The organism is Qipengyuania sp. ASV99 (assembly GCF_047872805.1).
In the GTDB taxonomy this organism is placed as follows: Bacteria; Pseudomonadota; Alphaproteobacteria; order Sphingomonadales; family Sphingomonadaceae; genus Erythrobacter.
Window position 1 is genome coordinate 41121 of the sequence record NZ_JBLQUK010000010.1, and the last position, 24733, is coordinate 65853.

The following is a 24733-nucleotide window of genomic DNA, read 5'->3' on the forward strand; positions in this document are numbered from 1 at the left end:
TGCCGGGCATGAGATTGACCGCAAGCTCCGGGATGCGCTTAAGTTACTGCGCTGCGAAAAGAGCACCATGACAGACACATCAAACCTAACCGATGCGGAGCGCTGGGGAATCGCGCTGGCCAAGGACCGCCGCTATGACGGCGCCTTTGTTACCGGCGTCCATTCGACGGGCATCTATTGCCGCCCGTCCTGTCCGGCGCGCGCGCCGCATCGCCGCAATGTCCGGTTCTACGCTGGTCCGGCAGAGGCCGAGGCAGCAGGTCTGCGCGCGTGCAAGCGCTGCTCGCCCAACACCCAAAGCGCTGAGGAAGCCTGCGTACTCGCTGCCATCGCCGCGATCCGCGCCAATGGCGCGATGACACTCGATCAATTGGCCGACCTGACTGGTTATTCGCCGACGCATTTCCAGCGTCTGTTCAAACGCACCGTAGGCCTTTCCCCCGCTGCCTTTGCAAGGGCGCTGCGTGAGGAACGGGTGCGGACTGCGCTGAAAGGCGGTGCGAGCGTTACGGACGCGCTGTACGAGGCGGGCTATTCAGCGCCGTCACGGTTTTATGACGATACGAAAGGAAAGCTGGGCATGACCGCCAGCGATTGGAGCAATGGTGGCGCGGGGCGCACCTTGCATTGGAGCGTCATACCGACGTCTTTGGGCGCAATGCTGGTCGCGGCAACCGACAAGGGCGTGTGCTGCCTCTCCTTTAATGAGGGCGAGGCTGAACTGCGCAAGCGCTTTCCAAGCGCCGAATTGCGCAAGGCAGGCGTCGATTTCTCCGCGCTGTTCGCGCAGGTGGTCGCGGCGGTCGAAGAGCCGGGCAGTGACGCCTCCGCCATCCCGCTCGACGTGAAGGGCACTGCATTTCAACAGCGTGTGTGGTCAGAATTGCGCCGCATCCCGGCGGGCGAGACGCGCAGTTACGGCGAACTGGCTGCTGCGCTCGGCAACCCCAAGGCCAGCCGAGCGGTCGGCGGGGCGAATGGCGCGAACAATATCGCCGTGCTGATCCCGTGCCACCGGGTGGTGCAGGCGAGCGGAAGCCTTGGCGGATATGCATTCGGGCCTGACATCAAGTCGGAACTGCTCAGGCGTGAGGGATTGATTTTTTAGCGGATATTCCTGAGTTCGATAGCGAATGAATTTGACTTCGCCCGCAAATTCGACGACCCGGACTTCTCTCAGCGGTGCCTGATTGCGGTGGTTGGGGCCACCTTACAATCACAGGGTGAGCTGCTGGGTCGGGGGGAAAATGACGTCGAACAAGTCCTGTTTTACCGGGCGACTGGCCTTTGCGCTTGTCCCTTTAACGATCGGTGCTGCGTCGCAGGCAGATGCGCAGATTGTCGCACCCACCCGCGAAGAATTGCAGGGAATATCGCGTCCCGAAGCTTTGCCTCCGCCCAAACTGACGATCAAAGGTGGGATCGAACGTTCGCCTTGCGCGCTGGCCGATCCGCAATATTCGGAAGTCACGCTGACCATCAGCGAAGTTGTGTTCAACGGGCTAAAGGGCGCGACCGCGCAAGAACTTGAGCCGGCGTGGCGGCCCTTTGCTGGTCAGGAGCAACCGGTTGCAATCCTGTGCGAGATTCGTGACGCCGCCGCCACGATCCTACGCAACAAGGGTTATCTCGCCGCAACACAGGTGCCTACTCAACGGATAGAGGATGGGATTGTCACATTCGAAGTCCTTTATGGCCGGATCACAGCCGTGCGTGCGCAGGGCGAAACCCGCGGGGCAGAGGCCAAGCTTCAGCAATATCTTGGACGGCTTGCCGAAGAGGAAATCTTTGATCGCAATCTGGCCGAGCGTTATCTGCTGCTGGCGCGCGACCTGCCCGGATACACGGTCAACCTGACCTTGCGTCCAGCCGATGGCGAGCCGGGCGATCTGATTGGTGAAGTCACGGTGCTGCGGCAAAAGAGCTCGTTCGACATCGCCATCCAGAATTACGGAGCCGAGGCCACCGGACCAATTGGCGGGCAGGTGCGGGCGCAATTTTTCGGACTGACCGGAATGGGCGATGCGACCTCGCTGTCCTATTTCGCCAGCAGCGATTTTTCCGAACAACACGTCATTCAGGCCGCGCATGAATTCCGGCCCGGCGGCGATGGTCTGACCGTGGCGGGACAATTCACCTATGCTTGGACTTCGCCTGATCTGGGCACGGCTGCGGCATTGGGTGTGCCGGTTGCTGATTTGAAAGCAGAGACTTTGTTTGCCGGCATTTCGGCGAGCTATCCCTTGAAGCGCACGCAGGGGCAAAATCTGTCGGTCAGCGCGGGCTTTGATTACGTCAATCAGGATGTCGATTTCTTTGTGCCGTTGTCGCGTGATCGGCTCCGTGTGGGGTGGCTCAAATTCGAATTTGACCAAATCGATCTTAAACGCCGCGCGCCGCGTTATCAGACATCGGCGTCGATCGAGTTTCGTCAGGGCCTGGACATATTTGGGGCATCAAAAGTGTGCCTTGGCCCGGCCTGCCCTGCTGGTCAGGTCAATCCGGGGCGAGTGGACGGCGAACCGACAGGTTCGGTCATTCGCGCCAATGCCGCCGCCGAATTTTCGCTCAGCGAACTGGTTGCCTTGTCGATCAGACCGCGTGCGCAAATTTCTCTTGGCGGCGGATTGTTTGGCTTTGAAGAATTCGCTGCGGGCAATTTCACCGTCGGGCGAGGGTATGCGCCGGGCACGATCATCGGCGACAGCGGCGCGGGCGTGACCACCGAATTGCGTACTGCGACGCAAGCGGTCGGTGACTTTGCGGTGCAGCCCTATGCATTCTTTGATCTGGCAAAGGTCTGGAACGAGGCTCCTGATCTGGATGACGATCTCTATTCGGCCGGCGCGGGCGCGCGGGTTTATTTCGGCGGTCGGTTCGGATTGGACGCGCTCGTTGCGGTGCCCTTGAAACGCGCTGGACTGCAGACCGAGCGCGGCGATGTCCGCGTACTCTTTACCCTTACCGCCAGTATATAGCCGGGAAATTTCGCCATGGCCTACAAATCTCAACTGAAGCTTTCGCAATGTTCGGCATTGGCGCTTTCGACCGGCCTGATGCTGGCGGCGGGCACGGCTCAGGCGCAATCGTTCCAGGGCACCGGCGTTGTTGTCGAGGGAAGTGCGACGATTGTCGAAGGGACAGGCACGACCGATATCACGCTCCAATCATCCAGCGCGGTGATCGATTGGACCCCGGATGACAATGACCCGCTGCCGTTCACCGATATCCTGTTTCAGGCACCGGGAACCACGGCGACCTTCACCAACGATGTCGGAGTGACTGATTTCGCGGTGCTCAACCGCATCTTGCCGAGCGAAATCACGCGCCGCATCATCCTTGATGGAAACATCATTTCGCGCATCCAGGACGGGATCGGCAGCACACCAGGCGGAACGGTGTTCTTCTATACGCCTGGCGGGATAGTCATAGGCGGCAATGCGGTTTTCGATGTTGGCAACCTAGGCCTGACGACTGCCGAACCCATGACCGATGGCATGGGCAATTTCATTGTCAACAATCAGGTTGCGTTTCAGCAATCGCAGTCTGGTGTGGAGATCGTGATCGATCCCGGTGCGGTTATCAATGCTCTGTCCGAAGGCAGCTATGTTGCAGCCTTTGCTCCGCGTATTCTTCAGTTTGGTGATATTGCGGTCAACGGTCAGGCGGCGCTGGTCGCTGGCGAAGCTGGCACCATCACATTCAGCCCCGATGGCCTGTTCGACATTCAGGTTACCGTTGGCACTGATTCGTCTTCGGCGATCGAGCATTACGGCATCACCGGTGGTCCCGGCAGCAGCGGCGCGGGCGACAATCACCGCGTGTATATGGTTGCCATTCCGAAAAACAATGGCGTCACCATGCTAATTCAGGGCGGCACAGAGCTGGGGTTCGATATTGCGCAATCGGCCAGCCTCGACGGCGACGTCGTTGTGCTTTCGGCTGGACAAAATATCACTGCCGGACAGATCGAAGGGTTCCCTGCAGGTTTCGGCAGCGCGGGGATCTTCATCTCTAATAATGATCTCGGACTGGGAACCCCCGAAGTCCTGTTTAAATCCAATGTCCAGGCGCGTGCTTCTGAATTCGTCAATATCCAGTTGAACAATGTCACGACTTTCCGTGGCGATGCGAATTTCGCTGCTTCCAATGCGAGCGCCAACGTTGGCTTCGGCGCAAACCTGATGGTGGGCGGCGATTTGTCATTGATTGCGGATTCGCCGGGGATCGAGAGCGATGTTGACGGTGTATTTTTCGGCGTGTCTGTCGGCGCTTCGGCGGTGATTGATGGTTCGCTTAACCTGGTCTCACGTGCACAATTCGACGCGTCCGGGGACGGGGTTGTGCGGAGCGCGTCGGCCAATGTGTCCGTAGCCGGAATAGGCGCGCAATTGCTTGTCGGTCAGGATCTGATCCTGGACAGCAGCGTCGATATTTCGATGCTCTGGCCTTCGCTTCCCTTGCTGGCACAAGGCGGTTTTGTCGACGTGTCCGCGCAGGACGGCGCGCTGATCAATGTAGGCGGTGTGACCCGGGTTCGCGCCGATGCGATTGGCACGCAAGGCGGAAATGCTCGGGCGGGTATCAGCACTGTATCAGTCAACAGTGGCGGGTCGATCACCACTGGCGAACTTAATGTCACCGCCAACGCAATCGGCGGCGATGACAGCGGGTTCGGCGGAGGCGCAGGCAATGCCGAGGCCGGCAGCGTCAGCATCTTTGTTGATGGAACCGGTTCTGATCTTACGGTGCTGCGGGCCAACTCCACCGGCAATGCGGCGTTGGGAGAGCTCGATTTTCTTTCGAATTCGGCGATTGGCGGGATCGGCATCAGCGGCAATGGCGGCAACGCACAGTCGGGCTTCACGAATGTCTCGCTGTTCAATTCCGGCACCCTGTCCTTGCCCGATGAGGTTGGCTCTCCGCTGGTCATTCGCAACACAGCCATCGGCGGCAACACCTCAGCGAGCTTTGCGCAAGGCGGGAGCGCTGCACTTGGCGACTTTCGTATCGAAATCATTGGCGGCACGGGCAATCTCGGCAGGCTTTCCATACGAAGTCTGGTGCAGGGTGGTTCGGCCTTGCCATTGGCTCAATTCTCGGATGGGGGCAGCGTCACAGGCGGCCTTATCAACGTTCTGTTCACCGATTCGGTCGGGTCGGTCGCATTTGAAGACAATCTGTCGGAGGCAATTGCAGGTCTCGGGTCGACCGATGGGCTTGGTCTCGACGGCCCGATGGCCGTAAATTCAACAATCTTCGTCGCCAATCGCAGTCAGGTTAATGTAAATTCCGACCTCTCCTTCACCAGCCTCGCCACTGATCGCACCGGGCTGCGCGGAGGCGGCGATGTGGTCGTCGAAGTTCAGGGCGGCGAGGTGAACGTGCTGGGCGATGTGAACCTGACCGGCAGCAACGCATTGCTGTTCGCAATCTTTGATTTTTTCGAGTTTACGCCCTCCGACCTCACCATTGCTGGCGACGTTGAACTCACGGCCTTGGGCCAGTCGTTCAGCAACGACGCCGGGAGCGCCATGCTTTCGGTTTCGGAAGGATCCACACTTAACATCGCTGGAAATGCGGGGCTGTTTGCTCGCGCTACAAATGACGGCAACCTTGATATGGTTGGCCGGGGCGGCAACGCATCTGCAAACGTCGGGACTGCTGGCAGCCTGTTGCTCATCGGCGGTGATCTTTCGCTGGATGCAAGTGCTGATCTGAGCGCTGCCTTACCGGGTCTTTCAGCTGAAGGCGGGACCACTCAGGTCAGCGTTTCATCAGGCGGAAACATTGTCGCGGGCGGGCTTGTTCGAAGCTTGTCTGACGCTGTTGGAAGTCCGGGCGGAGACGCGACCGGCGGAACCAACTTCGTTTTTTCCAATGGAGTTGGTTCGTCGCTGACTATCGGCCAACTTAATATGTCCGCAGGCGCGCAAGGCGGTCAGGACATTGGCAACGGCGGCGGAAACGCGGTTGGCGGGAACCAGTCAATCGACGCGTCCTTTGGCGCCGACATCACAGTGCTGAGCGCCAACGATTTTGGTGAATTTGACTTTGTTTCCAACGAAGTAATTGGTGCGACCGGCTTTGACGGCAATGGCGGCGTCGCAGTGTTCGGCAGCATCGCTATCCGCGCCAGCAATGGCGGCAGCCTGTCATTGCCCGATGAAGCCGGAGCGCCGCTGATCCTGCGCAACACCGCAATCGGCGGCGATACCGAGGCCAGCGATGCATTGGGCGGCGATGCGCGGCTCGGTCAGATTACGATCGATGTGAACGGCAGCAGTGCGAACCTTGGCAGATTGTCGATCCAGAATTTGGCCAGAGGCGGATCTGCCCTGTCACTTGCGCAACGCAGCAGCGGCGGCCTTGCGAGCAACGGCTTTACCCAGATTGCGTTCTTTGATGCCGATGTGAACGTCGCCTTCGAAGACAGCTTGACCGATCTTATTGCTGGCAGCGGTTCGGCCGACGGGCTTGGCGCTGACGGCGGAATTGAAACAAGCACATTGCTGTTTTTTGCGACGCGAAGTCTGGTCAATGTCAATTCGGACTTCTCGTTTGTCAGCAGATCGGTTGATGGCGCGGGCGGGGCAGGGGGCGGCGGCACCGTCAATGTGAATCTTCAGGACGCGGACATGAACGTGCTGGGCGATGTGCGCCTGTCCGGTAGCGGCGCGTTCCTGAGCGCAAATGAAGATTTCAACACAGCCCTGGCTTCCACGCTCAATGTAGCAGGCGATGTCGAATTGAGTTCGATTGGTCCCGATTTTGGTCAGGACGCTGGCGGCGCTTCGCTCAATGCGTTTGGCGGATCGCAAATTGTGATTGGCGGCAACGCACGCATAGCGGCGCGCGCGACGCGCGACGCCAACAATGATGGCATTGTCGTAGGCGGCAACGCTTCAGTGAACCCCCAGTCGGGTATGAGCGCCATCAGTATCGGCGGAAATCTGACCATTGATTCCGGGGTCGATCTGTCGGGCGATCTTTCGGGACTGTCGGTGCAAGGCGGAAATTCGACAATCTTTGTGAGTTCGAGCACTTTCGCGGTTAGCGGCGTCACTCGGCTTATGAGTGATGCAGTCGCCGGCGTCGGTGGGTCTGCCACCGGCGGCAACAGCAATGTCTTTGTTCTTGAAGCCGGAGCAGCCGGGATGACTGGCGAACTGAGCATATCCGCCGATGCGCGAGGCGGGAACGATGCTGGTTCGGGTGCTGGCAACGCGGTTGGCGGCTCTGTTTCTCTTGAGGTGGGTAATGGCGGGGCTTTCACTGTCCTTTCATCAAACACACAAGGCAGGGCCGAGCTGGGCGAGCTGGATTTCATGTCTGTTGACGCAATCGGCGGGATTGGCAGCGGATTTGGCGGCAATGCCAATGGGGGCAGGATCAATCTGTTCGTACACAATGGATCGGCGATCAATCTGCCCGACGAAATTGGCAACCCTTTGATCCTTCGCCTCAACACTGTTGCCGGTAACGCTGAGGCTGACGAGGGCGTCGGCGGCGACGCCGTCGCCGGTTTCATCAACGTAGATGTGAACAATTCAACTGTGGATCTTGGCCGCTTGTCGTTCGTGTCGCGAGCAATTGGCGGCTCCGCAGCCCCGGGCACGCTGCTCGGTCGGGGGGGCAATGCCAATGGCAATTTCAGCAGTTTCAATATCAACGATTCGGTAGCCGATCTTGCGATTGACGATTTGCGTTTTGAATTGGTCGGCGGGAATGGCTCAGCAGGAGCGGGCAGCACCGGCGGTGATGTGCTGAGCGGAAGTTTCTCTCTGAACTTCGGCACATCGACAATTTCACTAGGATCGCAGCTCGACATCATCGCAGAGGCGCATGGCGGCAGCGGAGAGACTGGCGGTTCCGCACAGTCCATGAATCTTTCACCGAATTTTACCGATTCCAATGTGACCGTTGCAGGTGGAATAAGCATTGCAGCATCGGCATTCGGCGGCGCATCGGGCACTGCGGTCGGCGGGATAGGCGGCGCAGCCAGCGCCCAGCAAGCCGGAATTTTCTTTAACAATTCCAACGTCGATGCAAACGGTGCCATTTCGGTGAGCAACTTGGCCGTTGGCGGCGATGCTGCATCCGGCAATGCAGGCGCAGCGGCGTCGGGATTATCCTTTGCCAATCTGTTCGGCAACACGGTTGTTAATGCACCGAATTTCCAGTTGTCTTCTACGGCAACTGGCGGGTCCATTCTTGGTGCCGGCGCCGGGCGCGGCGGCGACGCCACCTCAAACCGTACAGAGTTTTTGCTTAATGTCGGTAACACCGCTGGCTCCGGTGCGTTCACTGGCAATTTCTCCGCAGTTACTGCGGCATCGGGTGGCGATGGCGGTGATCAGGGCGGTGACGGCGGGACTGCGACAAGCAACCTTGCAAGGATCATATCAGTAACTCCGGGTGCCTTCGCCATAACAGGCGATGTCTCCATGGCCAGCCGGGCCACCGGCGGTTTTGCGCCTACGGGAGTTGGCGGGACCGGCAATGGTGGGAATGCAGAAATTCTCGGTGCCCCTGCGGCAGGAGACATTCTGGTCGACGGCAATGTCGAGCTTGAAACGATTGCGGAAGGCGGCGCGGGCCTGTTTGGTGGCGATGCTCTTGGGGGAGTCCTGCGGTTTTCAGCTGGGGGCAGCATTCTGTCAGTTAACGGCACTCTATCGCTGACCGGCCGAGTGATCGGCGGCGACGGCGTGATTGGGCTCGAGGGTGGAACTGGCGGCAGCGCTATGGGCGGCACTTTCGATGTGGGTGCGCGCAACAATCCGGGCGGTGTAAGCACGCTTGTCTCGATAGGCAGCCTCATGATCGACACCTTGAGCCTTGGCGGCGAAGGGGGCAATTCGACTGGGTCAGGCGATGGCGGTGCAGGCGGGGCAGCGACCGGCATGGACGGATTTGTGTTTGGCCGGGCAATAAACGGCGTGCTGGAAGTCACAGGTTCCACGCTCGTTGCGATTTCAGCGCGCGGCGGCGATGGCGGCAACGGCATCAACGGCGGCGTGGGCGGCATTGCCGACGGTGGCTCGCTGCAATTCGGCACCGCCAGTGGTGGTTCGGTGCCCAATCCGCCGGAAGGGTCAGCCAGCTTCGCGAGTGTCATAGTCATTGCCGAGAATTTCGGCGGCAATGGTGGAAACGCTTCGACGGGCACCGGCGGCGACGGTGGATTTGCCATGGGTGGGTTCTACAGCCTGCTGGTACGCGGCGCGGATGTGACTGCGGATAGTGTCAGCATCACCGCCAACGGTACCGGGGGCAACGGGGGCGACGGTCCCATCGCAGGCAATGGCGGCGATGGCGAGGGCGGCTTCCTCTCCACCCTCGTGACGCAGGCCTTCGAAAATCCGGGTCGCGGAAGTCTCAATCTCGGCACATTGCTGATGCAATCGCGAGGGCAGGGAGGAACCGGAGCCAATCCCGGCACAAGCTTCTTTGCAACCGGTGGAAATCTCACAATCGAACAGTCCGATGTCAGTATCGGGGCGGTCGACATTGACCTTTTCGGAAGCGCGGCGCCTTCTGCAATGGGCTTTGACGGTCTGGGGAACCCGATCACTTTGCCGGCGTCACCGTTTGAATTCACTCTGAGCAATGCGACACTTGTGTCCGACACGATCAACGTCGTTACTCCGGGAGAAGTAAGCCTGGCACTCGACGCGGCATCGACCCTCACGGCTCGGTTGTTCAACCTGATGGCGGGGTCGTTTGTCTTGCCTGAAGCGGACCCGCTTGCGCCCCCGGAAGAACCCGGTGTTCTCAGCACGAGTGAGGCGACATCGCTAATTGCAACAGCCGGCGATGTAGTGACTCAAACGACACTCAATTCAGCGGGTTCGGTGAGTGTCGATGCAGCCGGCGCAATTGTGCTGGGCAATGTGTCCGCGCCAGCCATTGATTTGAGCGCAGCCACCGGCTCGGTCGAAACCGGCACGCTTTCCGCAGGTTCTGGAACGATCGCGATAACAACCCCGGATTCGATCCTGCTGGGTAGCGTCGACGCTATTTCGCTGACGGCAACGTCGCTGGCTGGGGACATCACGTCAGATGGAACGATAATTCTCACCGGCGCGCTGGTGCTGGATGCGGCGGGGATGATTGCGCTGGGCGATGTCAGTGCGGCGTCACTGACAGCACTGGCGCGTGGCGGCGATATCGGCCTCAGCGGTCTGACCGATGTGAACGGCGCTGTCGACCTTGACGCAGCGGGCGCGATTGCGCTTGGCGAAGTTAGCGCTGGATCGCTTACGGCTGCGACTGGGACGGATGACATATCCGCGCTTGGTGCGATTGCGCTGAGCGGAGCGGGGACGTTCGACGCGGGCGGCTCTGTGCAACTGCTCGATGTGAGCGCAAATACGCTGAGCGCGGTTGCACGCGGCGGCGACCTTACGCTTGGCGGTCTGACCGATGTGAACGGCGCGCTCAATCTGAATGCTCTGGGCCTGATCCAGCTTTCGGATGTGAGCGCGGGATCGCTGCTTGCAGTGTCGCAGGAAGAAGAGATTACCGCTTCGGGCGCGCTGGTTGCAACGAACGGTATTGACCTGACCGCTGCGGGAGCGATTGGGTTGGCCGGTGTTACAGCGGGCACGCTGACGCTGGTGTCGGAGACGGGCAGCTTGTCGTTCAGTGATGCGGTGGCAGTGGCCGGTCTGGTCGATCTGGACACGGCAGGCTCGATTGCGCTGGACAACATTACGGCAGGCGCGCTGACGGCGCGTTCAGGCGCGGGCGATATCACGGCGCTGACGCCGCTGGCGGTGAGCGGCGCGCTGGCGCTGGATGCGGCGGGGATGATTGCGCTGGGCGATGTCAGCGCGGCATCGCTGACGGCACTGGCGCGCGGCGGCGATATTGACCTGAGCGGTCTGACCGATGTGAGCGGCGCTGTCGACCTTGATGCCTCGGGCGCGATTGCGCTTGGCGAAGTTAGCGCTGGATCGCTTACGGCTGCGACTGGGACGGGTGACATATCCGCGCTGGGCGCAATTGCGCTGAGCGGGGCGGGCATGCTGGATGCGGGCGGCTCTGTGCAACTGCTCGATGTGAGCGCAAATACGCTGAGCGCGGTTGCACGCGGCGGCGATATTACGCTTGGCGGCCTGACCGATGTGAGCGGCGCGGTCGATCTCAATGCGCTGGGCCTGATCCAGCTTTCGGATGTGAGCGCGAACGCATTCAGTGCGGTTGCGCGCAGCGGCGATATTGCATCTGGCGGGCTGACCAACGTGACCGGCGCGCTCAATCTGGATGCAAGCGGCTCTATTCAGTTCGGCAATCTGACAGCCGGAACGATGACGACCCGCTCAAGCGGGGCAACCATCGTTCAAGGGATCTGGCAGACCAGCGCCGCAAGTATCACTTCGCCGACGCTTCAGATCACGCCGGATGGCATGATTGAGGCAGGAGCATCGGGCACTATCGCGCTCAATTCCACCAATACAGCCGGATTGTTCTTCGGCGGTGGTGCAGACCCGGAGTTTGCGGGCTACGCGCTTGATACAGCGACACTCCAGCGCTTGCTTGCAGGTAAGATTTCGATCAACTCTGTGGCCAATCCTAACGGGATTGAAATCCAGGTTGGCACCCTGGACCAAGCCATTGCACCAATCGTCACCGACCTGACTTTCAGCACGAGCGGCGATATCCGCGTGACCGGGCAGTTGACTGACCCAGATGCAACCAACCCGCTCAACGTGTCGTTTGCAGGGGCGAGTTTTACCCTTGTGACTGATACAGGCGGGGTGGATGTTGCCGCCAATGGCGGTTCGATCACGATCAGCGCAGACCGGATCACCGCGGCAGAGACTGCGTTGCTTGATGCGCTTACCGGCAATGAAACGACCGATCAATTGATTGCCCTGTTCAACGCGCCGACCACAACGACGCAGGCCCAAGGCGTGCTTGCAGGATCGACCGTCACCTTCAATGTGGGTGATGCCTTGTTGATCCAGAACACCGGCAGCGCGGATGTTCAGGCCGGATTTGCGGTCTCGCAGGCTGGTGGCCTGATCGTTGAATCAGCATCTCAAACCCAGTTGTTGATGATTATCAACGGACAGATTTCTGGCGGCACGAGCGGACCTGTGACTGGCAATGATGCAGCTGACGCGATCATCAGCACCTTTGCTTCGATCACGCCGTTCAGCACAGGCAGCCAGATCAACGGATGTGAATTGACCGGATGCGTCGCGCCGAGTGGTGACACAACCTCTACCGTCTCAGCGGCTGTAAACGGTGCGATCACATCAGGATCTGGGTCGAGCGCCGGAACAGGTACGTCAACGGGTGGAACTTCCGGCAGTGGCACCTCAGGTTCAGGTTCAGGCAGCGACGGCGGCAATGATGGCGGCGGCGAAGATGGCGGCGGGGATGAGGGCGATGCGGGTGGTTCCTCATCGAGCGGCAATTCTGGAGCCGGCACCGGGTCGGGATCCGATAGCGGTGAAGGTGCCGACAATGCCGATGATGGCGGCGGCGACGATGACTTCGTGATCGAAGAGGACGATTCTTCGGGCGAGGCAGAAGGTGGGTCGGAAGGCGAAAGCGAAGGCGAGGCATCCGAGGAAGAGGCGGCCGAGGAAGAGGAAGCCGAAGAAGAGGCCGCCGAGGAAGAGGAAGAGGAAAGTCAGGGTCCGGCATCTGGCCCGATCAGCCCTCCTCCAACCCTGATCGATACCAACTCGCTCGAAGTGCGCGGGGACATCACCGATCCATTCAGCGGCGCGGGCAATCCGGCACTGCTTGATCCGGATATCGACGCACCGCCGAGCGGCGGCGAAGGAGCACAGCAATGAAAATCGCCAAGATCTTGATGGTCCTTGCCGCGCCTGCCGGTTTGATGGGGGTCGGCGCGGCATGGGTCACTCCCGCTGCTTCGCAGGATGCCCCGCTGTCGATCCAGACCAGTTTCAGAATTGGCAATGCCGGGGTGCGCTGCACAGCGCAGACCGATCCGAACGAGGCGCGACTCAACGGTATGTTTGACCGTGCCTACAAACTGACTTGCCGCGATGCGGCGGGCGCGGTGGGATCGTTGCTGGTGCTGCGCGATGGGCAAGCTCTCGGTTCAAAACCCAGTGGCGCGGGCGAAGGGGCAATCTGCGAGGCCGTGCAAGCCGATCAGATCGAACTGATTGGCGAGGTCACCAAGGTCACTTGCACCGATCAGGCGGTCGGCATCTCCTATCGCTCTTATTCCTTCACAGAAGACGGGCGGACCTATCTGGCCGAAGGGCTGGCGGGCTATGATCCCGTTCTGCGGATCGCTTTGGCGTCGGTCTATAATGATCGGACTTTGCCCGGCACAATCGAGGTCGCGCAGACCGAAGTGGCCGATGCCGCAGCTTTTGCGCGGGTTCAGGCCGGATCGCTCAGTCAGTTTGATGCTTTGAGCGAGGCCTATGTCCGCAACAACAGTGGGCGCTTTGCCGAATCCGGCCAGTTCTTTGAAAACCTTGCGGGGCGCGATCAACAAAATTCGGCGGTGCTTGCCGAAGTGCTCGCCAACCAGGGGCTGCAACAATCCAATCTCGGCAATTTTGCTGCGGCTGAACGGCTGTTCAACGAAGCTGACAATGCGCTGACCCGCAGCGACGGGGTGGCGCAGCGTCTGATCCGCAACTATCGCGCTATCAGCCTGATTAACCAACGTTTTCCAGACGCTGCGCTGGATATATTGGGGCAGGAAATGCGCACAATTGAGCAGGAAACACAGGAAATCTCGATCCGCGATGGTTTTATCGACAACCCACTTGCCACGCAGATCAACCGTGAAAATATCGCACTGCAACGGCTGGGCGGAGTTGAACTTGGCCTTGCGTCGCTAGAGCGCGCGGAATTGCTTGATGCGCAGGCGGATGCCATCGCCGGGTCGATTGCCAGGCAGCAGAACGATTTGATCAAGGCCGCAGAACTGCTTCGCAAGGCGGATAGCCGGATTGCAGCGGTGCGCGATGGCCGGGTGGCATCGGCGCGCTGGCTAAGATCGGAAATTGCGATTGAACGCGCATTGGTGGCCGAAGGGTTGGGCCAATACGAACTGGCAGTTAGGGCATATGACGTTGCTGCCACCGCAATTGCTCGCGACTATCCGCAATCGCCGGTTTTGCTTGCTGCTATTGCGCGCAAGGCAGGGTTCTTGGAACGGATTGGACGCACTGCGGAAGCGCGCGCGCTGTTTGGCCAGGTTGTCGATCGCAGCAGCACCACTTCGGATGCCGGTGCCGGCCTGCAAAATCTTCTGGAGCCCTATTTTGCCCTGCTTGCGAAGGATGGTTCAGCAGCCGCGACCGCCGAGTTTTTTGGTGCCTCGCAATTGCTTCAGCGTCCTGGGGTCGCCCAGACGCAAGCGATCCTCGCGCGGCAGATGTCTGAAGGCAATGATGAAGCGTCGGCGCTGTTTCGCCTGTCACTCAACCGCAGCCGCGAGATTGCCCGCACACAGGCGCGTGCAGACCGGCTTGCCGCGCTGACCGAGCCTACTCAATTGCAGGTCGAAGGGTTGGCTGCGGCCAATGATACGCTCAATTACCTGCGGGCGGAGCAGACCAAGCTGGTCTCGAAACTGTCCGACTATCCGCGGTTTCGGGCGCTCTCGCCGACGCGGCTTGAACTTGCCGAATTGCAGGACGAGCTGCGCGCCGACGAAGCCTATTACAAAATGATGGTGGTCGGCCAAGACATCTACGCTTTGTGGGTCACGCGCGATGCTGCGCGATCGTTTAAGGTCGAGGCTGGGCTGCGTGAGGTGGACAATGCGGTTGCCTTTATTCGCGATTCCATTGTCGTTTACGAATCCGGGCAGACCGTGACCTATCCCTATGATGTGGAGCGCGCCCGCGCTCTGTATCTTAGCCTGTTTGGACCGATCGAAGCCGAAGTGGCGAAGGTAAAGCACGTCATTTTCGAGCCAGATGGACCGATGCTGCAGCTTCCGCCGCAAGCACTCATCGCGTCGCAGGAGGGGGTGGATGCCTATCTCGAACGCACTCAAGATGTCCGCGCTGACCCCTATGATTACCGGGAAATCGACTGGCTGGCCAAAACCCGCGATGTCACGATTGCGGTCAGTCCGCGCGGGTTTCTCGATGTGCGCAGGATCGCCCCTTCGCGCGCGCAAAAGGCCTATGTCGGGCTCGGTTCCAACGCCTTGCCCACGGGACGGTCTGAATCGTCCGATCCGTGTGACTGGACACTCAGCACCTGGCGCGATCCGATCGATCCGGGGGAATTGTTCTTCGCTGCGGACAAGTTCGGTAAGGAAAACAGCAAGGTTGCGGTGGGAGAGGAGTTTTCCGATACCGCGCTGCTGTCAAGCGATGAACTTTCCAATTACCGCGTCGTTCATTTTGCGACCCACGGTCTGGTGACCGCGCCCAAGCCCAATTGCCCCGCGCGGCCCGCGTTGGTGACATCGTTTGGCACGGGCGAATCCGACGGATTGCTCAGCTTCAAGGAAATCTTCGACCTGCGGCTCGATGCCGATGTCGTGATCCTTTCGGCATGCGACACCGCCGGTATGGCAACCAGCGCAGCGTCGCGCGATGCGGGCGTTGTGGGAGGCGGCAATTATGCGCTCGATGGTCTGGTTAGAGCCTTTGTCGGTGCCGGAGCGCGCGCGGTCGTTGCCAGCCATTGGCCAGTTCCCGATGATTACGATGCAACGCAAAGGCTGATCCAGGGGCTGCTCTCGGGCGCGCCGGAGGACGGCCTGTCAGGTTCGCTGGGCACCGCGCAGCGCGAATTGATGGCCGATGCGCAAACATCGCACCCATTCTATTGGGCGGCGTTTATCGTATTGGGCGATGGTAAGAAGCCGGTTCAGGCGAACTGAGGTTTGCTGCATGAAGCGGCGAGGTAGGTGGATACGTCCATGTACCTGAAATCAAGCCAGAATTTCTGAGGCGAGAGAGCACAAAGACCATTTGAATTCCAACAGGATGGAACACATGGAACACAGTCCAAAACCATAAACCACCGTTTTGGCACTATAGCCGTAATCGGTCACCCGGCGGGGCTCAGATGTTACCCTTGCGCAGCAAAGCGTCGCTTTGACACCGGCCAAAGTGTCACGCGAAATGCCCCGCTTACGGGGATGCCGGACGATGGGAAAGAGCGTCTGCGATCATCGCAGCGCAGCCGCTTGTAGGAAAGACATCTATCCGCGCGGAGCAGGATCAGTTCTGGCTCACCGTCACTGTGTTGCCCACGCCGGTCTGGGTGATGGTCGACACGTCCATCATGCCGCCTTGCGTCACCGTGGCGATGTTCGATTCGCCATCCTGCATCAACAAGCTGTCGCCCTCTTCGCCGTTCTGCGTGACCGTGGCGGTGTTGCGTGCGGGGCCGGTTTGCATGACGGTGCTTTCGTTCAACGTGCCGCGTTGGGTTACATTCGCTCTTTGCTGGGTGCCGTCCTGCGTGATGCTGCTTTCGTTGAATGTGCCGAACTGGTCGAGCCGCGCCTCATGGAAGAAGCCGGTCTGGATGACTTCCGATATGCCGTTGTCGCCGTTCTGGTTCACATCCGCAATGCCGCCAGGATCGGTGTCCTGCCTGACGGTTGAACGGTTCATGTCCCCGATCTGATCCACGAAAGCTTGAGCGCCGATCCCTTCCTGCATTGTGTCGGCAAAATTGTCGTCGCCTTCCTGACGGACCTCAGCTCTCGGAATGCGGGAGAAAGGCTGGCCAGTGCCAGACTGGTCCGTGATGATTGTGTTGCGGTTGCCGATCTGGGTGTTGATGGCAGAACCGAGACCGCGATTGGCGGTAACAGACTGGGTGACGTTGATCGAATTGTCATCGCCGGTCTGGGTGTTAAGCGTCTCTGCGTCCTCCACCGTTTGTAAGACGATGGCGCGGTTGCGATTGCCGGTCTGGAACGCGAACACGCCCACCGAGTTGCCGGGCTGGTCGATATCGACAAAGTTGTCGTCGCCGGTCTGCCGCACATCGGCAAACGGGGCAGCATTGGACAAGCGGATGGGGGCGGTAAATTGGCCAAAGCTTGTTCCAGTCTGCCTGCCCGACTGGTCAACCTCGGCGGTGTTGGTGTTGCCGCGCTGGGTGACGACCGCGCCGGCTCTTACCACCGAACTGGCAGGCGTTCCCGTGGATTGCAGGATCGTCACGCTGTGGCCCGTGCCGCCCTGATCGACGAATGCGGTCATGACCTCGCCGGTCTGTTCGATGGTCGAGGTGTTGCTGTCGCCCACCTGATCGACATCGATGATACCGCGCAAACCGCTCTGCGTCGCATCGGACACATTGCCCGCGCCGTTCTGGAGCACGTCGACGACGTTGTTCTCAAAATCCTGCGTCACGGTCGAATCGTTGCCGTCGCCGGTCTGCGAAACGATTGCGCGCACGAATACGCCTGGTTGCAGGATGGTGGAGGTGCTGCCCGTGCCCGAATCCTGCGTCACGGTGGCCTCGGCATCGTCACCGCTCTGGATCACGATGCTGAGCGCATCGGTGCTGCCCGCGCCTTGCATCACGGTGACGGTGCCGTCGGTGCCGGTCTGCTCGATCAGCGAACCCGTGCCCGACCCGATCCCCGATCCGGTGCCGTCCTGCATTACAGTCGCTGTGTTGCTGGTGCCGCCGCCTGCGTTTTCCTGAATCAGTTCGGAATTCATGCCGATCGAAGTGGCGGTCTGGGTCACGGTGGCGCTGTTGTCGCCCGTCTGGATCACCTCGGAAAATCCGCCAGTGCCCGCCTGCGCGACGCTCGCTTCGTTGGCGATGCCGTCCACCCCGGTGGCAAGGCCGTCCTGCGTAATTTCGGAGGCGTTGCCCGAACCGGGCTGCGCGACCACCGCGCTGTTGCCGTCGCCGGTCTGGTCGGCAGTGCTGGAATTGCTCTGCGCCATGGCTGGCGATGCGAAAGTGAGCGTCAGGATCGACGCTCCTGCGAGAACTGATTTCTTCAAGCGATGCATTCCCCCCAAGCGAAAAATGCGGGCGAATCGGCGCCTGTTCTCGCGTTAGTCCTAGTAAACTTACGTATACTTCTGGGGGGGGTAGTCAATTCCGGCAAGCAATCCTGCTTTCCGTGCAATGCGCCTCAATCCAGTTTGGGCGGCATTCCCGGTTCGCATTTGGCCATTGCGCGCTGGTATGCTTCGCGCGCGCCGATGCGTGCGAGGTAGGCTTTCAGGTTCGGCATATGGTCGATGGTCATGCCATTGAAGGCACGGCTGGTGGTCAGTTGGAACACCATCATGATGTCGGCAGTGGTCAGCTGCGCGCCGCCGAAAAAGTCCGCCTCGCCCAGCCGCCGCTCGATCTGTTCCCAGGCATTGGTGACGCGCTTCATCAGTGACGCAGGCATTGCCGCACCGGCAAAGTTCACCGCGATTTGCATCATGCCATTGGTCATGAAGGTCGCGTTGGCAAAGTGGAACCAATAGAGGTGATCGGCGAAATCGGGATGGTCAGCGCCGGGGACCAATGAAGTATCGGGCGCGTATTTGCCGGTGATATATTCGACGATTGCCCCGCTTTCGCCCAGCATCAAGCCCGCGTCTTCGATCAAAGGCGCAATCTGCATCGGGTGCAGTGCCTTTAATTCGGGCGGTGCAAGCCGTGTTTCAGGATCGCGATCGTAGAGCTTCAGATCGTAATCCAGCCCCAGCTCCTCACACAGCCAGACGATGCGTTCGGATTGCGAAATGCGCAGATGGTGGACGGTCAGCATGGCGTGTGGCTCCTTAGTTCTCAATTCGCGCCCAGCCTTTGCGCGCCGGTTGCAGAGTGTCGAGGAAAATTTCCGCACTCTCCAGATATTCGCGTTGCCGGTCTGCGCCCATACGGTCCCAATTGGCATAAATGCGCCCGATCCGGTGATTGCCTTTCAGCCGGTCCCGATTGCGATCCATGAAATGCCAGTAGAGCGCGTTGAAGGGGCAAGCGCCTTCGCCGGTCTTCTGGCTGACCTTGTAACGGCACCCTTTGCAGTAATCGCTCATCGTGTTGATGTAATTGCCGGACGCCGCATAGGGTTTGGTCGCCAGCTTTCCGCCATCGGCATAGAGCACCATGCCGCTGACATTGGGCAGTTCGACCCATTCATAGGCATCAGCATAAACGGCAAGATACCAGTCCTGCACCGCTTTCGGGTCAATCCCGGCGATCAGACAGAAATTGCCGAGCACCATTAGCCGCTGAATATGGTGCGCATGGGCATCCTCGCGCGTGGTGCGCACGCAATCGGCGAGGCAGCGCATGTCGGTGTCGCCGGTCCAGAAAAATTCAGGCAAAGGTCGGGCTGCGGCGAGTTCGTTTGCCTCGGCCAGCCCCGGCATGTGCAGCCAGTAAAATCCGCGCACATATTCGCGCCAACCGATGATCTGGCGGATGAAGCCTTCGACCGAATTGAGCGGTGCCTTGCTGTCCTTATATGCCTGCTCGGCTCGGCGGCACAGATCGAGCGGGTCCAGCAGGCCAAGATTGATGCTGGTCGACAGCATCGAGTGATAAAGGTCATCCTGACCGTGCAGCATCGCATCCTGATAGGGGCCGAATTTTTCGAGCCTTGTCGAAAAGAATGCATCGGCGGCTTGCTCTGCCTCCCGTGCGGCGACGGGCCAGCCGAAGGGTTCGAGATCACCGAAATGATCGCCGAATTGCTGATGCATCAGAGCGATCACCTCTTGCGTGATTTCGTCGGGTTCGAATTTGGGGGCGGGGGGTGCGATCATGTCACCCTTTGGTGGTTCGCGGTTTTCGGCATCGTAATTCCACGCTCCGCCCTCTGGTGTGCCGTCTTCGCGCATCAACAGCCCGGTCTTGCGGCGCATCTCGCGGTAGAAATGCTCCATTGTCAGGCTCTTGCGACCATCGGCCCATTCACGGAACTCCCTGTGCGAGCAAAGAAAGCGGTCGTCGGGCAACAGTTCGATCAGGCAGTCGAACTTGTCTGGCCATTCCTCAATGGCTTGCTGCACCCGCCATTCGCTTGGCTCGGTGATGCAGATTGTGCGCGGGTTGTGGCGTTCAATTGCGCGCGCGACTTCGCCGGTGAAGCTGCCGGTGTTGTCCGGGTCGGTGAGTTCTACATAATCGACGCGCCACCCGGCCTCACGCAACTCAGCGGCAAAGTGGCGCATGGCGGAAAAAATCAACGCGATCTTCTGCTTGTGATGCTTCACATAGGTTGCCTCGCCCCACACCTCCATCATCAGGATGATCGTCTCGTTCTTGGCGCAGCCTCGCAGGCTGGACAGGGTGCGGGACAGCTGATCGCCGAGGATCGGGACGAGGATGGGATGGGTCATGCGGCATCAATGCGCGCGCGCAGGATAAGTGCCTCAAACAAAGCTATAAGGATCAATGTCGATACCCACTCGCACGCCCGGCGGAAAATCCTGCGCGCCGATCCATTCGCGCAAGGCTTTTTGCAGGTTCGCGCTGCGCCGCGCGTTGACGAGGAAGCGGTAGCGGAACCGGCCGCGCAGCAGTGCCATTGGGGCAGGGGCCGGACCCAGGATATAGAGATCGTCCTGAACCGGCCTGCAATCGCCCAGCCGCGCGGCGGCCATGCGGGCTTCGCGTTCATCCTCGCTCGACAGGATGATCGCCGCCCAGCGCCCGAACGGCGGTGCCCCGGCATCGCGCCGCGCCTCTGTCTCAGCGGCGTAGAATGCGTCGCGGTCGCCATTGGCCAATGCGGCGATGACCGCGGCATCCGGATGGCGGGTCTGGAGCAGGACTTCGCCCGGCTTGGCCCCGCGCCCGGCGCGCCCGGCGACCTGCGCGACCTGTTGATAGGTGCGTTCGGCCGCGCGCAGATCGCCGCCCTCAAGGCCCAGATCGGCATCGACAACGCCCACCAAAGTGAGTTCGGGGAAGTGAAAGCCTTTGGTCACGAGCTGTGTTCCGACGATCACGTCAATCGCCTTGGCTTCGGCCTGCGCGATGAATTCCGCCGCGCGTTCGGGTGACCCCAGCGTGTCGGACGTGGCAACCGCGATGCGGGCCTCGGGGAACAGTTCTGCGACCTCATCCGCGATCCGCTCGACCCCGGGACCGCAGGCGACCAGGCAATCGGCCTCACCGCATTCGGGGCATTTTTCAGGCGGCTTTGTTTCCAGCCCGCAATGATGGCAGGCAAGGCGAGCGGACAGGCGGTGTTCGACCAGCCATGCGCTGCAATTGGGGCACTGGAACCGGTGCCCGCAATTGCGGCACAGGGTCAGCGGGGCATAGCCGCGACGGTTGAGGAATAGCAGCGCCTGTTCGCCCGCCGCCAGCCGCGCCGCAATTCCTTCGATCAAAGGCGCAGACAGCCAGCGGCCATTGGCGGGCTTTTCGATCGTCAGGTCGATCAGTTTGATCGCAGGCATTTCAGCCACGCCAAAGCGGCTGGGCAGCACCAGCTTCTTATATATTCCGCTGCTCGCCATATGCAGGCTTTCCAGCGCCGGGGTCGCGCTGGACAGGATCACCGGAACGCCCTCGAACCGCGCGCGCATTACCGAGACATCGCGGGCGTTGTATCGCACCCCGTCATCCTGCTTGAAACTGATCTCATGCGCTTCATCGACCACGATCAGGCCAAGGTCGGCATAGGGCAGGAACAGTGCAGAGCGCGCACCGACGATGACCTGCGCGCCCCCACCTTTTGGGCCTCCGGCAATGGCGCGCCACGCGCGGCGGCGTTCGGTCGATTTGAGCGAGGAATGCCACTGAACCGGGGCCGCGCCAAAGCGTTGCTCGAAGCGGGAGAGGAAATTCTCGGTCAGCGCGATTTCGGGCAGCAACACCAGCACTTGCCGCCCCATGCGGAGCGCCTGCGCGACAGGTTCGAAATAGGTCTCGGTCTTGCCTGATCCCGTCACTCCGTCGAGCAAAAAGGGGGCAAAGCTGCGCGCTGCCACCGCGTCCACCATCTCACGTGCCACGGCTCGCTGATCGAGAGAGAGTTCGGGCTGATGAAAATCCGCATCCGCTTGAGGATAGGGCCGGTCGATGGCCACCATTACCGGCTCGATCACGCCCTGATTGACCAGCCCGCGCAGCACCCCTTCGGATACGCCCGCAATCCCGGCCAGTTCACGGATCGTCCCCTGTTCATCCTCCAGCGTCTCAATCGCGGCAAGCCGCTGCGACGTCATGCGTTCGGGCAGGCCGCCCGACAGGCGGTATTCGGTCATGGTGGTCGGCCCGCCCAGCGCGCCTCCGCTCGACAAAACCATTCGCGCGACGCTGGCCAGCGCTGCGCAGTAATATTCGGCGGTCCATTCGATCAGGCGGCGCAAAGGAGCGGAGAGCGGCGGCACATCCACCACCTCGCGGATCGGGCGCAGTTTGTTCGAATCGACCTGCTTGCCCGGCAGGCGGCCTTCGTCCCAGACGATTCCGGTCACCGTCCGCGGCCCTAGCGGAGCGATCACGACGCTGCCCGGTTCGACGCGCATGCCCTTCGGCACGCTGTAATCGAGCGGGCCGAGCGCGGCATTCAGAACAAGTAGTCGGACGCGGTTCATAATCGGGATACAATATGGGGTGATTCACGCAGGCATCACAAGGACAGAAGACCGACTATGAACGACCTTGCATCAACGCCGCTCGACCGGCGCCTGCTCATGACTGCTGGATTGGGCGGCGCGGCAATGCTTGTGCTGCCCGCTTGCACCAGCTTCCCTGCCTTCAGCATGACCGAAGCGATCCGGAGATTGCTGCTGCGCGCAAGCGAAAACGCCTTTGCTCGGTTGACCGCACCGGATGGCTATTGGGATCAACAGGTCGGGCGACTGGGGTTGTCCAACATGCTCGGCACGCGCGGCGATACTCTGACGCGCATCCTGACCTCGGCGCTGTTCAAGGACCGGCTCGAAGACGCCTTTGCCGATATTGCCATCGAGGGATCCTATCGCGCCGCTCCAATTGTGACCGATGCGGTGCGGGTGATCGGCTTTGCCAACGCGATCGAATTGGTGCGCGGCGGACCCCAAGCCGCAACCGAGGCGCTGCGCGGCGAATTGGGCGGGCGTTTGATCGATGCAATGGTGCCCGAATTGGGCGAGGCAATCCGCATCGCCTCTGACCCGCTGGTCGGCCAGTTGATCGACGCCGCCACCGGCACCAATGTCAGCGGCATTGCACAGCGGCTCGCAGGAAATATTGACGATGCGATCTGGACCGAAATCGGCGCAGAGGAAGCCGCAATCCGCGCCGATCCCCGCTCAACCCGCGATCCCGTGCTGATTGGCGTGTTTGGCGCGGGCACGCAGATTTGATGCACTTACCGCGCTAGAAGTTCATGAAGATGTTGACGTTGGCAACGTGGTCGGATCGGTCTCGACCATCACGAAAGACGTGCTGATTGAGATAACCCGGAACGACCTGAACGCCCGGTGCAAGTGGCACTGAGACACCCACGAAGTTACGCCACACCGACAGTCCGCCGCGCTGTATCGGGGTTTCATTCAGCTCAATGAACGGCTCAGTGTAGGCGACAATCTGGTTGGTTTCGCTGATCGGCGCCCGCAATTGCACAAAATTGCGCAGCCGCCAGCCGATCTCGCTGCCTTCCTCAAATGTGCGTTGTTCCAGCCGGGTGCGGGAATCGAGTGTGACGCCGCCAGCATTGACAAGGCGCAGGTTGAGTTCCTGATAAAAGCGATGCTCGTTGATTCGCGACGGTCCCACCGGATCGGTGCGGATATAAGCATAGCCGCCGCCGATATTGACATCCGGATTGATGCGATAGGCGACCAGGCTGCGCAGCAACAACTGGCCCAGCCGGTCTGCATCATTGGTGAAGCGTTCTTGCGCTTCGATGCGCACATAGACGTCGTCGCTGACATTGAATGTGGCAAATTGCCCGGTCCAGATGTTGAAATCATCCTCCGCCGCATTTACCGGACCAGCGCAGAACGCGGCGAGGGAGGCGCTGGCGAAAACGATTGTCCTGAAAAGGCCGCGTGCGTTTGCCGAAATCATGATAGTTCCCTGCGATGATATGAGACAACATTAACTGCCGCACGGCGCAGGTGTTCCCGAAAATTTCAACCACTTTTCAGAACCGCTGCGTTACCAATATCTGCGGAACATGATTGATCTGTTCTGATCCATCGGGCTGCGGAGTGAAGATAAACAGATAGCCCGCGCCCAGCGACAGCGCTTCTGCCGCCCGGTATGTCAGGATCAGCCGGGCGCGCCATTGATCGCGCGCGGCGTCGGGATCGCGGTTGCGGGTCTGGACGAGGTTGAAATATTCGCCGTCAATGCTGCCGCGCCAATCGCGTCCCAGCGGCTGAGTGTAGCGCAGGCGCTGTCGGAACCGCAGTTCCATCCGGTCTGCGCCGTCAAAGAACCTTTGTTCGATCCGGGTGCGCGCCGCGATACGCCCGCGCGTGAATGTCACCTCCTGATGGGGGCGTAGTTCGGTCGCGCCGCCTGCGGCTTCGAACACACCGAACCCGCCGCCGATGCGCACGCCATCTGCCGCCTTTCGATCGATTGAAAAGCGGAGAGTTTGCTGTTCGTCGCCCAATCGCTGTTCGCGCCAGCGCGCCGAGCCGTCGATGGTCAGCCGCGTTTCCTCATCCAGATCGCCCTGCACAATTGCATAGGCCCACAATTGCACATCTTCTTCCTGCGCAAACGCCGCCGACGGTTGCCAAGCGGCAAGCGCGCAGGCAATCACGCTGGCAAATCTGTTGGGGGTCATAATCATGGCTTTAAGTCTAAGGCTCCTGCA

The 24733-nt window shown here is 60.4% G+C and carries 10 protein-coding genes and 1 pseudogene; 5 read left to right on the plus strand and 6 right to left on the minus strand.

Features of this window, described 5'->3' with window-relative positions; genetic code table 11:
* Positions 1–67 precede the first annotated feature (67 nt).
* From ACM64M_RS11640 to ACM64M_RS11655, 4 genes are all read left to right on the plus strand, one after another.
* Positions 68–1108 carry a bifunctional transcriptional activator/DNA repair enzyme AdaA gene (locus ACM64M_RS11640; protein ID WP_416228864.1) on the plus strand — a complete coding sequence of 347 codons (1041 nt, stop codon included), beginning with the start codon at positions 68–70 and terminating at the stop codon, positions 1106–1108.
* Between the two features lie 139 nt (positions 1109–1247).
* On the plus strand, positions 1248–2978 hold the full coding sequence (locus tag ACM64M_RS11645) for a ShlB/FhaC/HecB family hemolysin secretion/activation protein (protein WP_416228865.1): 1731 nt from the start codon (positions 1248–1250) through the stop codon (positions 2976–2978).
* A gap of 15 nt (positions 2979–2993) precedes the next feature.
* Positions 2994–12818: a beta strand repeat-containing protein gene (locus tag ACM64M_RS11650; RefSeq protein WP_416228866.1), complete on the plus strand. Its 9825-nt coding sequence runs from the start codon at positions 2994–2996 to the stop codon at positions 12816–12818.
* Positions 12815–15856 carry a CHAT domain-containing protein gene (locus tag ACM64M_RS11655; protein ID WP_416228867.1) on the plus strand — a complete coding sequence of 1014 codons (3042 nt, stop codon included), beginning with the start codon at positions 12815–12817 and terminating at the stop codon, positions 15854–15856. The genes ACM64M_RS11650 and ACM64M_RS11655 overlap by 4 nt, the downstream gene beginning before the upstream one ends.
* A gap of 343 nt (positions 15857–16199) precedes the next feature.
* Here the strand turns inward: ACM64M_RS11655 and ACM64M_RS11660 are convergent, their stop codons facing one another.
* The 4 genes and pseudogenes from ACM64M_RS11660 to ACM64M_RS11675 all read right to left on the minus strand — a co-directional run bounded on the left by ACM64M_RS11660 (position 16200) and on the right by ACM64M_RS11675 (position 22514).
* The gene (locus ACM64M_RS11660; protein WP_416228868.1) at positions 16200–17957 is read right to left on the minus strand and encodes a hypothetical protein; all 1758 of its coding nucleotides are present in this window, start codon (positions 17955–17957) and stop codon (positions 16200–16202) included.
* A gap of 203 nt (positions 17958–18160) precedes the next feature.
* Positions 18161–18853 (minus strand): annotated as a pseudogene (locus ACM64M_RS11665) (glutathione S-transferase family protein); the annotation flags it as partial.
* Positions 18738–20303: a cryptochrome/photolyase family protein gene (locus ACM64M_RS11670; protein WP_416228869.1), complete on the minus strand. Its 1566-nt coding sequence runs from the start codon at positions 20301–20303 to the stop codon at positions 18738–18740. The gene ACM64M_RS11670 and the pseudogene ACM64M_RS11665, both read right to left, overlap by 116 nt.
* Positions 20304–20336: 33 nt before the next feature.
* Positions 20337–22514: a primosomal protein N' gene (locus ACM64M_RS11675; RefSeq protein ID WP_416228870.1), complete on the minus strand. Its 2178-nt coding sequence runs from the start codon at positions 22512–22514 to the stop codon at positions 20337–20339.
* 57 nt (positions 22515–22571) lie between these two features.
* On the opposite strand from ACM64M_RS11675, the gene ACM64M_RS11680 reads away from it, so the two are divergent.
* Entirely contained in the window at positions 22572–23267 is a 696-nt protein-coding gene (locus ACM64M_RS11680) for a DUF4197 domain-containing protein (protein ID WP_416228871.1), read from the plus strand.
* Between the two features lie 13 nt (positions 23268–23280).
* Here ACM64M_RS11680 and ACM64M_RS11685 read toward each other — a convergent pair whose 3' ends face one another.
* Both ACM64M_RS11685 and ACM64M_RS11690 read right to left on the minus strand, forming a co-directional pair.
* Positions 23281–23973 (minus strand): DUF2490 domain-containing protein, encoded by a 693-nt coding sequence (locus tag ACM64M_RS11685; RefSeq protein ID WP_416228872.1) that lies wholly within the window; start codon positions 23971–23973, stop codon positions 23281–23283.
* 76 nt (positions 23974–24049) lie between these two features.
* The gene (locus ACM64M_RS11690) at positions 24050–24703 is read right to left on the minus strand and encodes a DUF2490 domain-containing protein (protein ID WP_416228873.1); all 654 of its coding nucleotides are present in this window, start codon (positions 24701–24703) and stop codon (positions 24050–24052) included.
* Between the last annotated feature and the right edge of the window lie 30 nt (positions 24704–24733).

Bases quoted from the DNA above. Each gene is read 5' to 3' on its own strand.
- ACM64M_RS11640 (WP_416228864.1), top strand. From the start codon at position 68: ATGACAGACACATCAAACCTAACCGATGCGGAGCGCTGGGGAATCGCG.
- ACM64M_RS11645 (WP_416228865.1), top strand. From the start codon at position 1,248: ATGACGTCGAACAAGTCCTGTTTTACCGGGCGACTGGCCTTTGCGCTT.
- ACM64M_RS11650 (WP_416228866.1), top strand. From the start codon at position 2,994: ATGGCCTACAAATCTCAACTGAAGCTTTCGCAATGTTCGGCATTGGCG.
- ACM64M_RS11655 (WP_416228867.1), top strand. From the start codon at position 12,815: ATGAAAATCGCCAAGATCTTGATGGTCCTTGCCGCGCCTGCCGGTTTG.
- ACM64M_RS11670 (WP_416228869.1), bottom strand. From the start codon at position 20,303: ATGACCCATCCCATCCTCGTCCCGATCCTCGGCGATCAGCTGTCCCGC.
- ACM64M_RS11675 (WP_416228870.1), bottom strand. From the start codon at position 22,514: ATGAACCGCGTCCGACTACTTGTTCTGAATGCCGCGCTCGGCCCGCTC.
- ACM64M_RS11680 (WP_416228871.1), top strand. From the start codon at position 22,572: ATGAACGACCTTGCATCAACGCCGCTCGACCGGCGCCTGCTCATGACT.
- ACM64M_RS11685 (WP_416228872.1), bottom strand. From the start codon at position 23,973: ATGATTTCGGCAAACGCACGCGGCCTTTTCAGGACAATCGTTTTCGCC.
- ACM64M_RS11690 (WP_416228873.1), bottom strand. From the start codon at position 24,703: ATGACCCCCAACAGATTTGCCAGCGTGATTGCCTGCGCGCTTGCCGCT.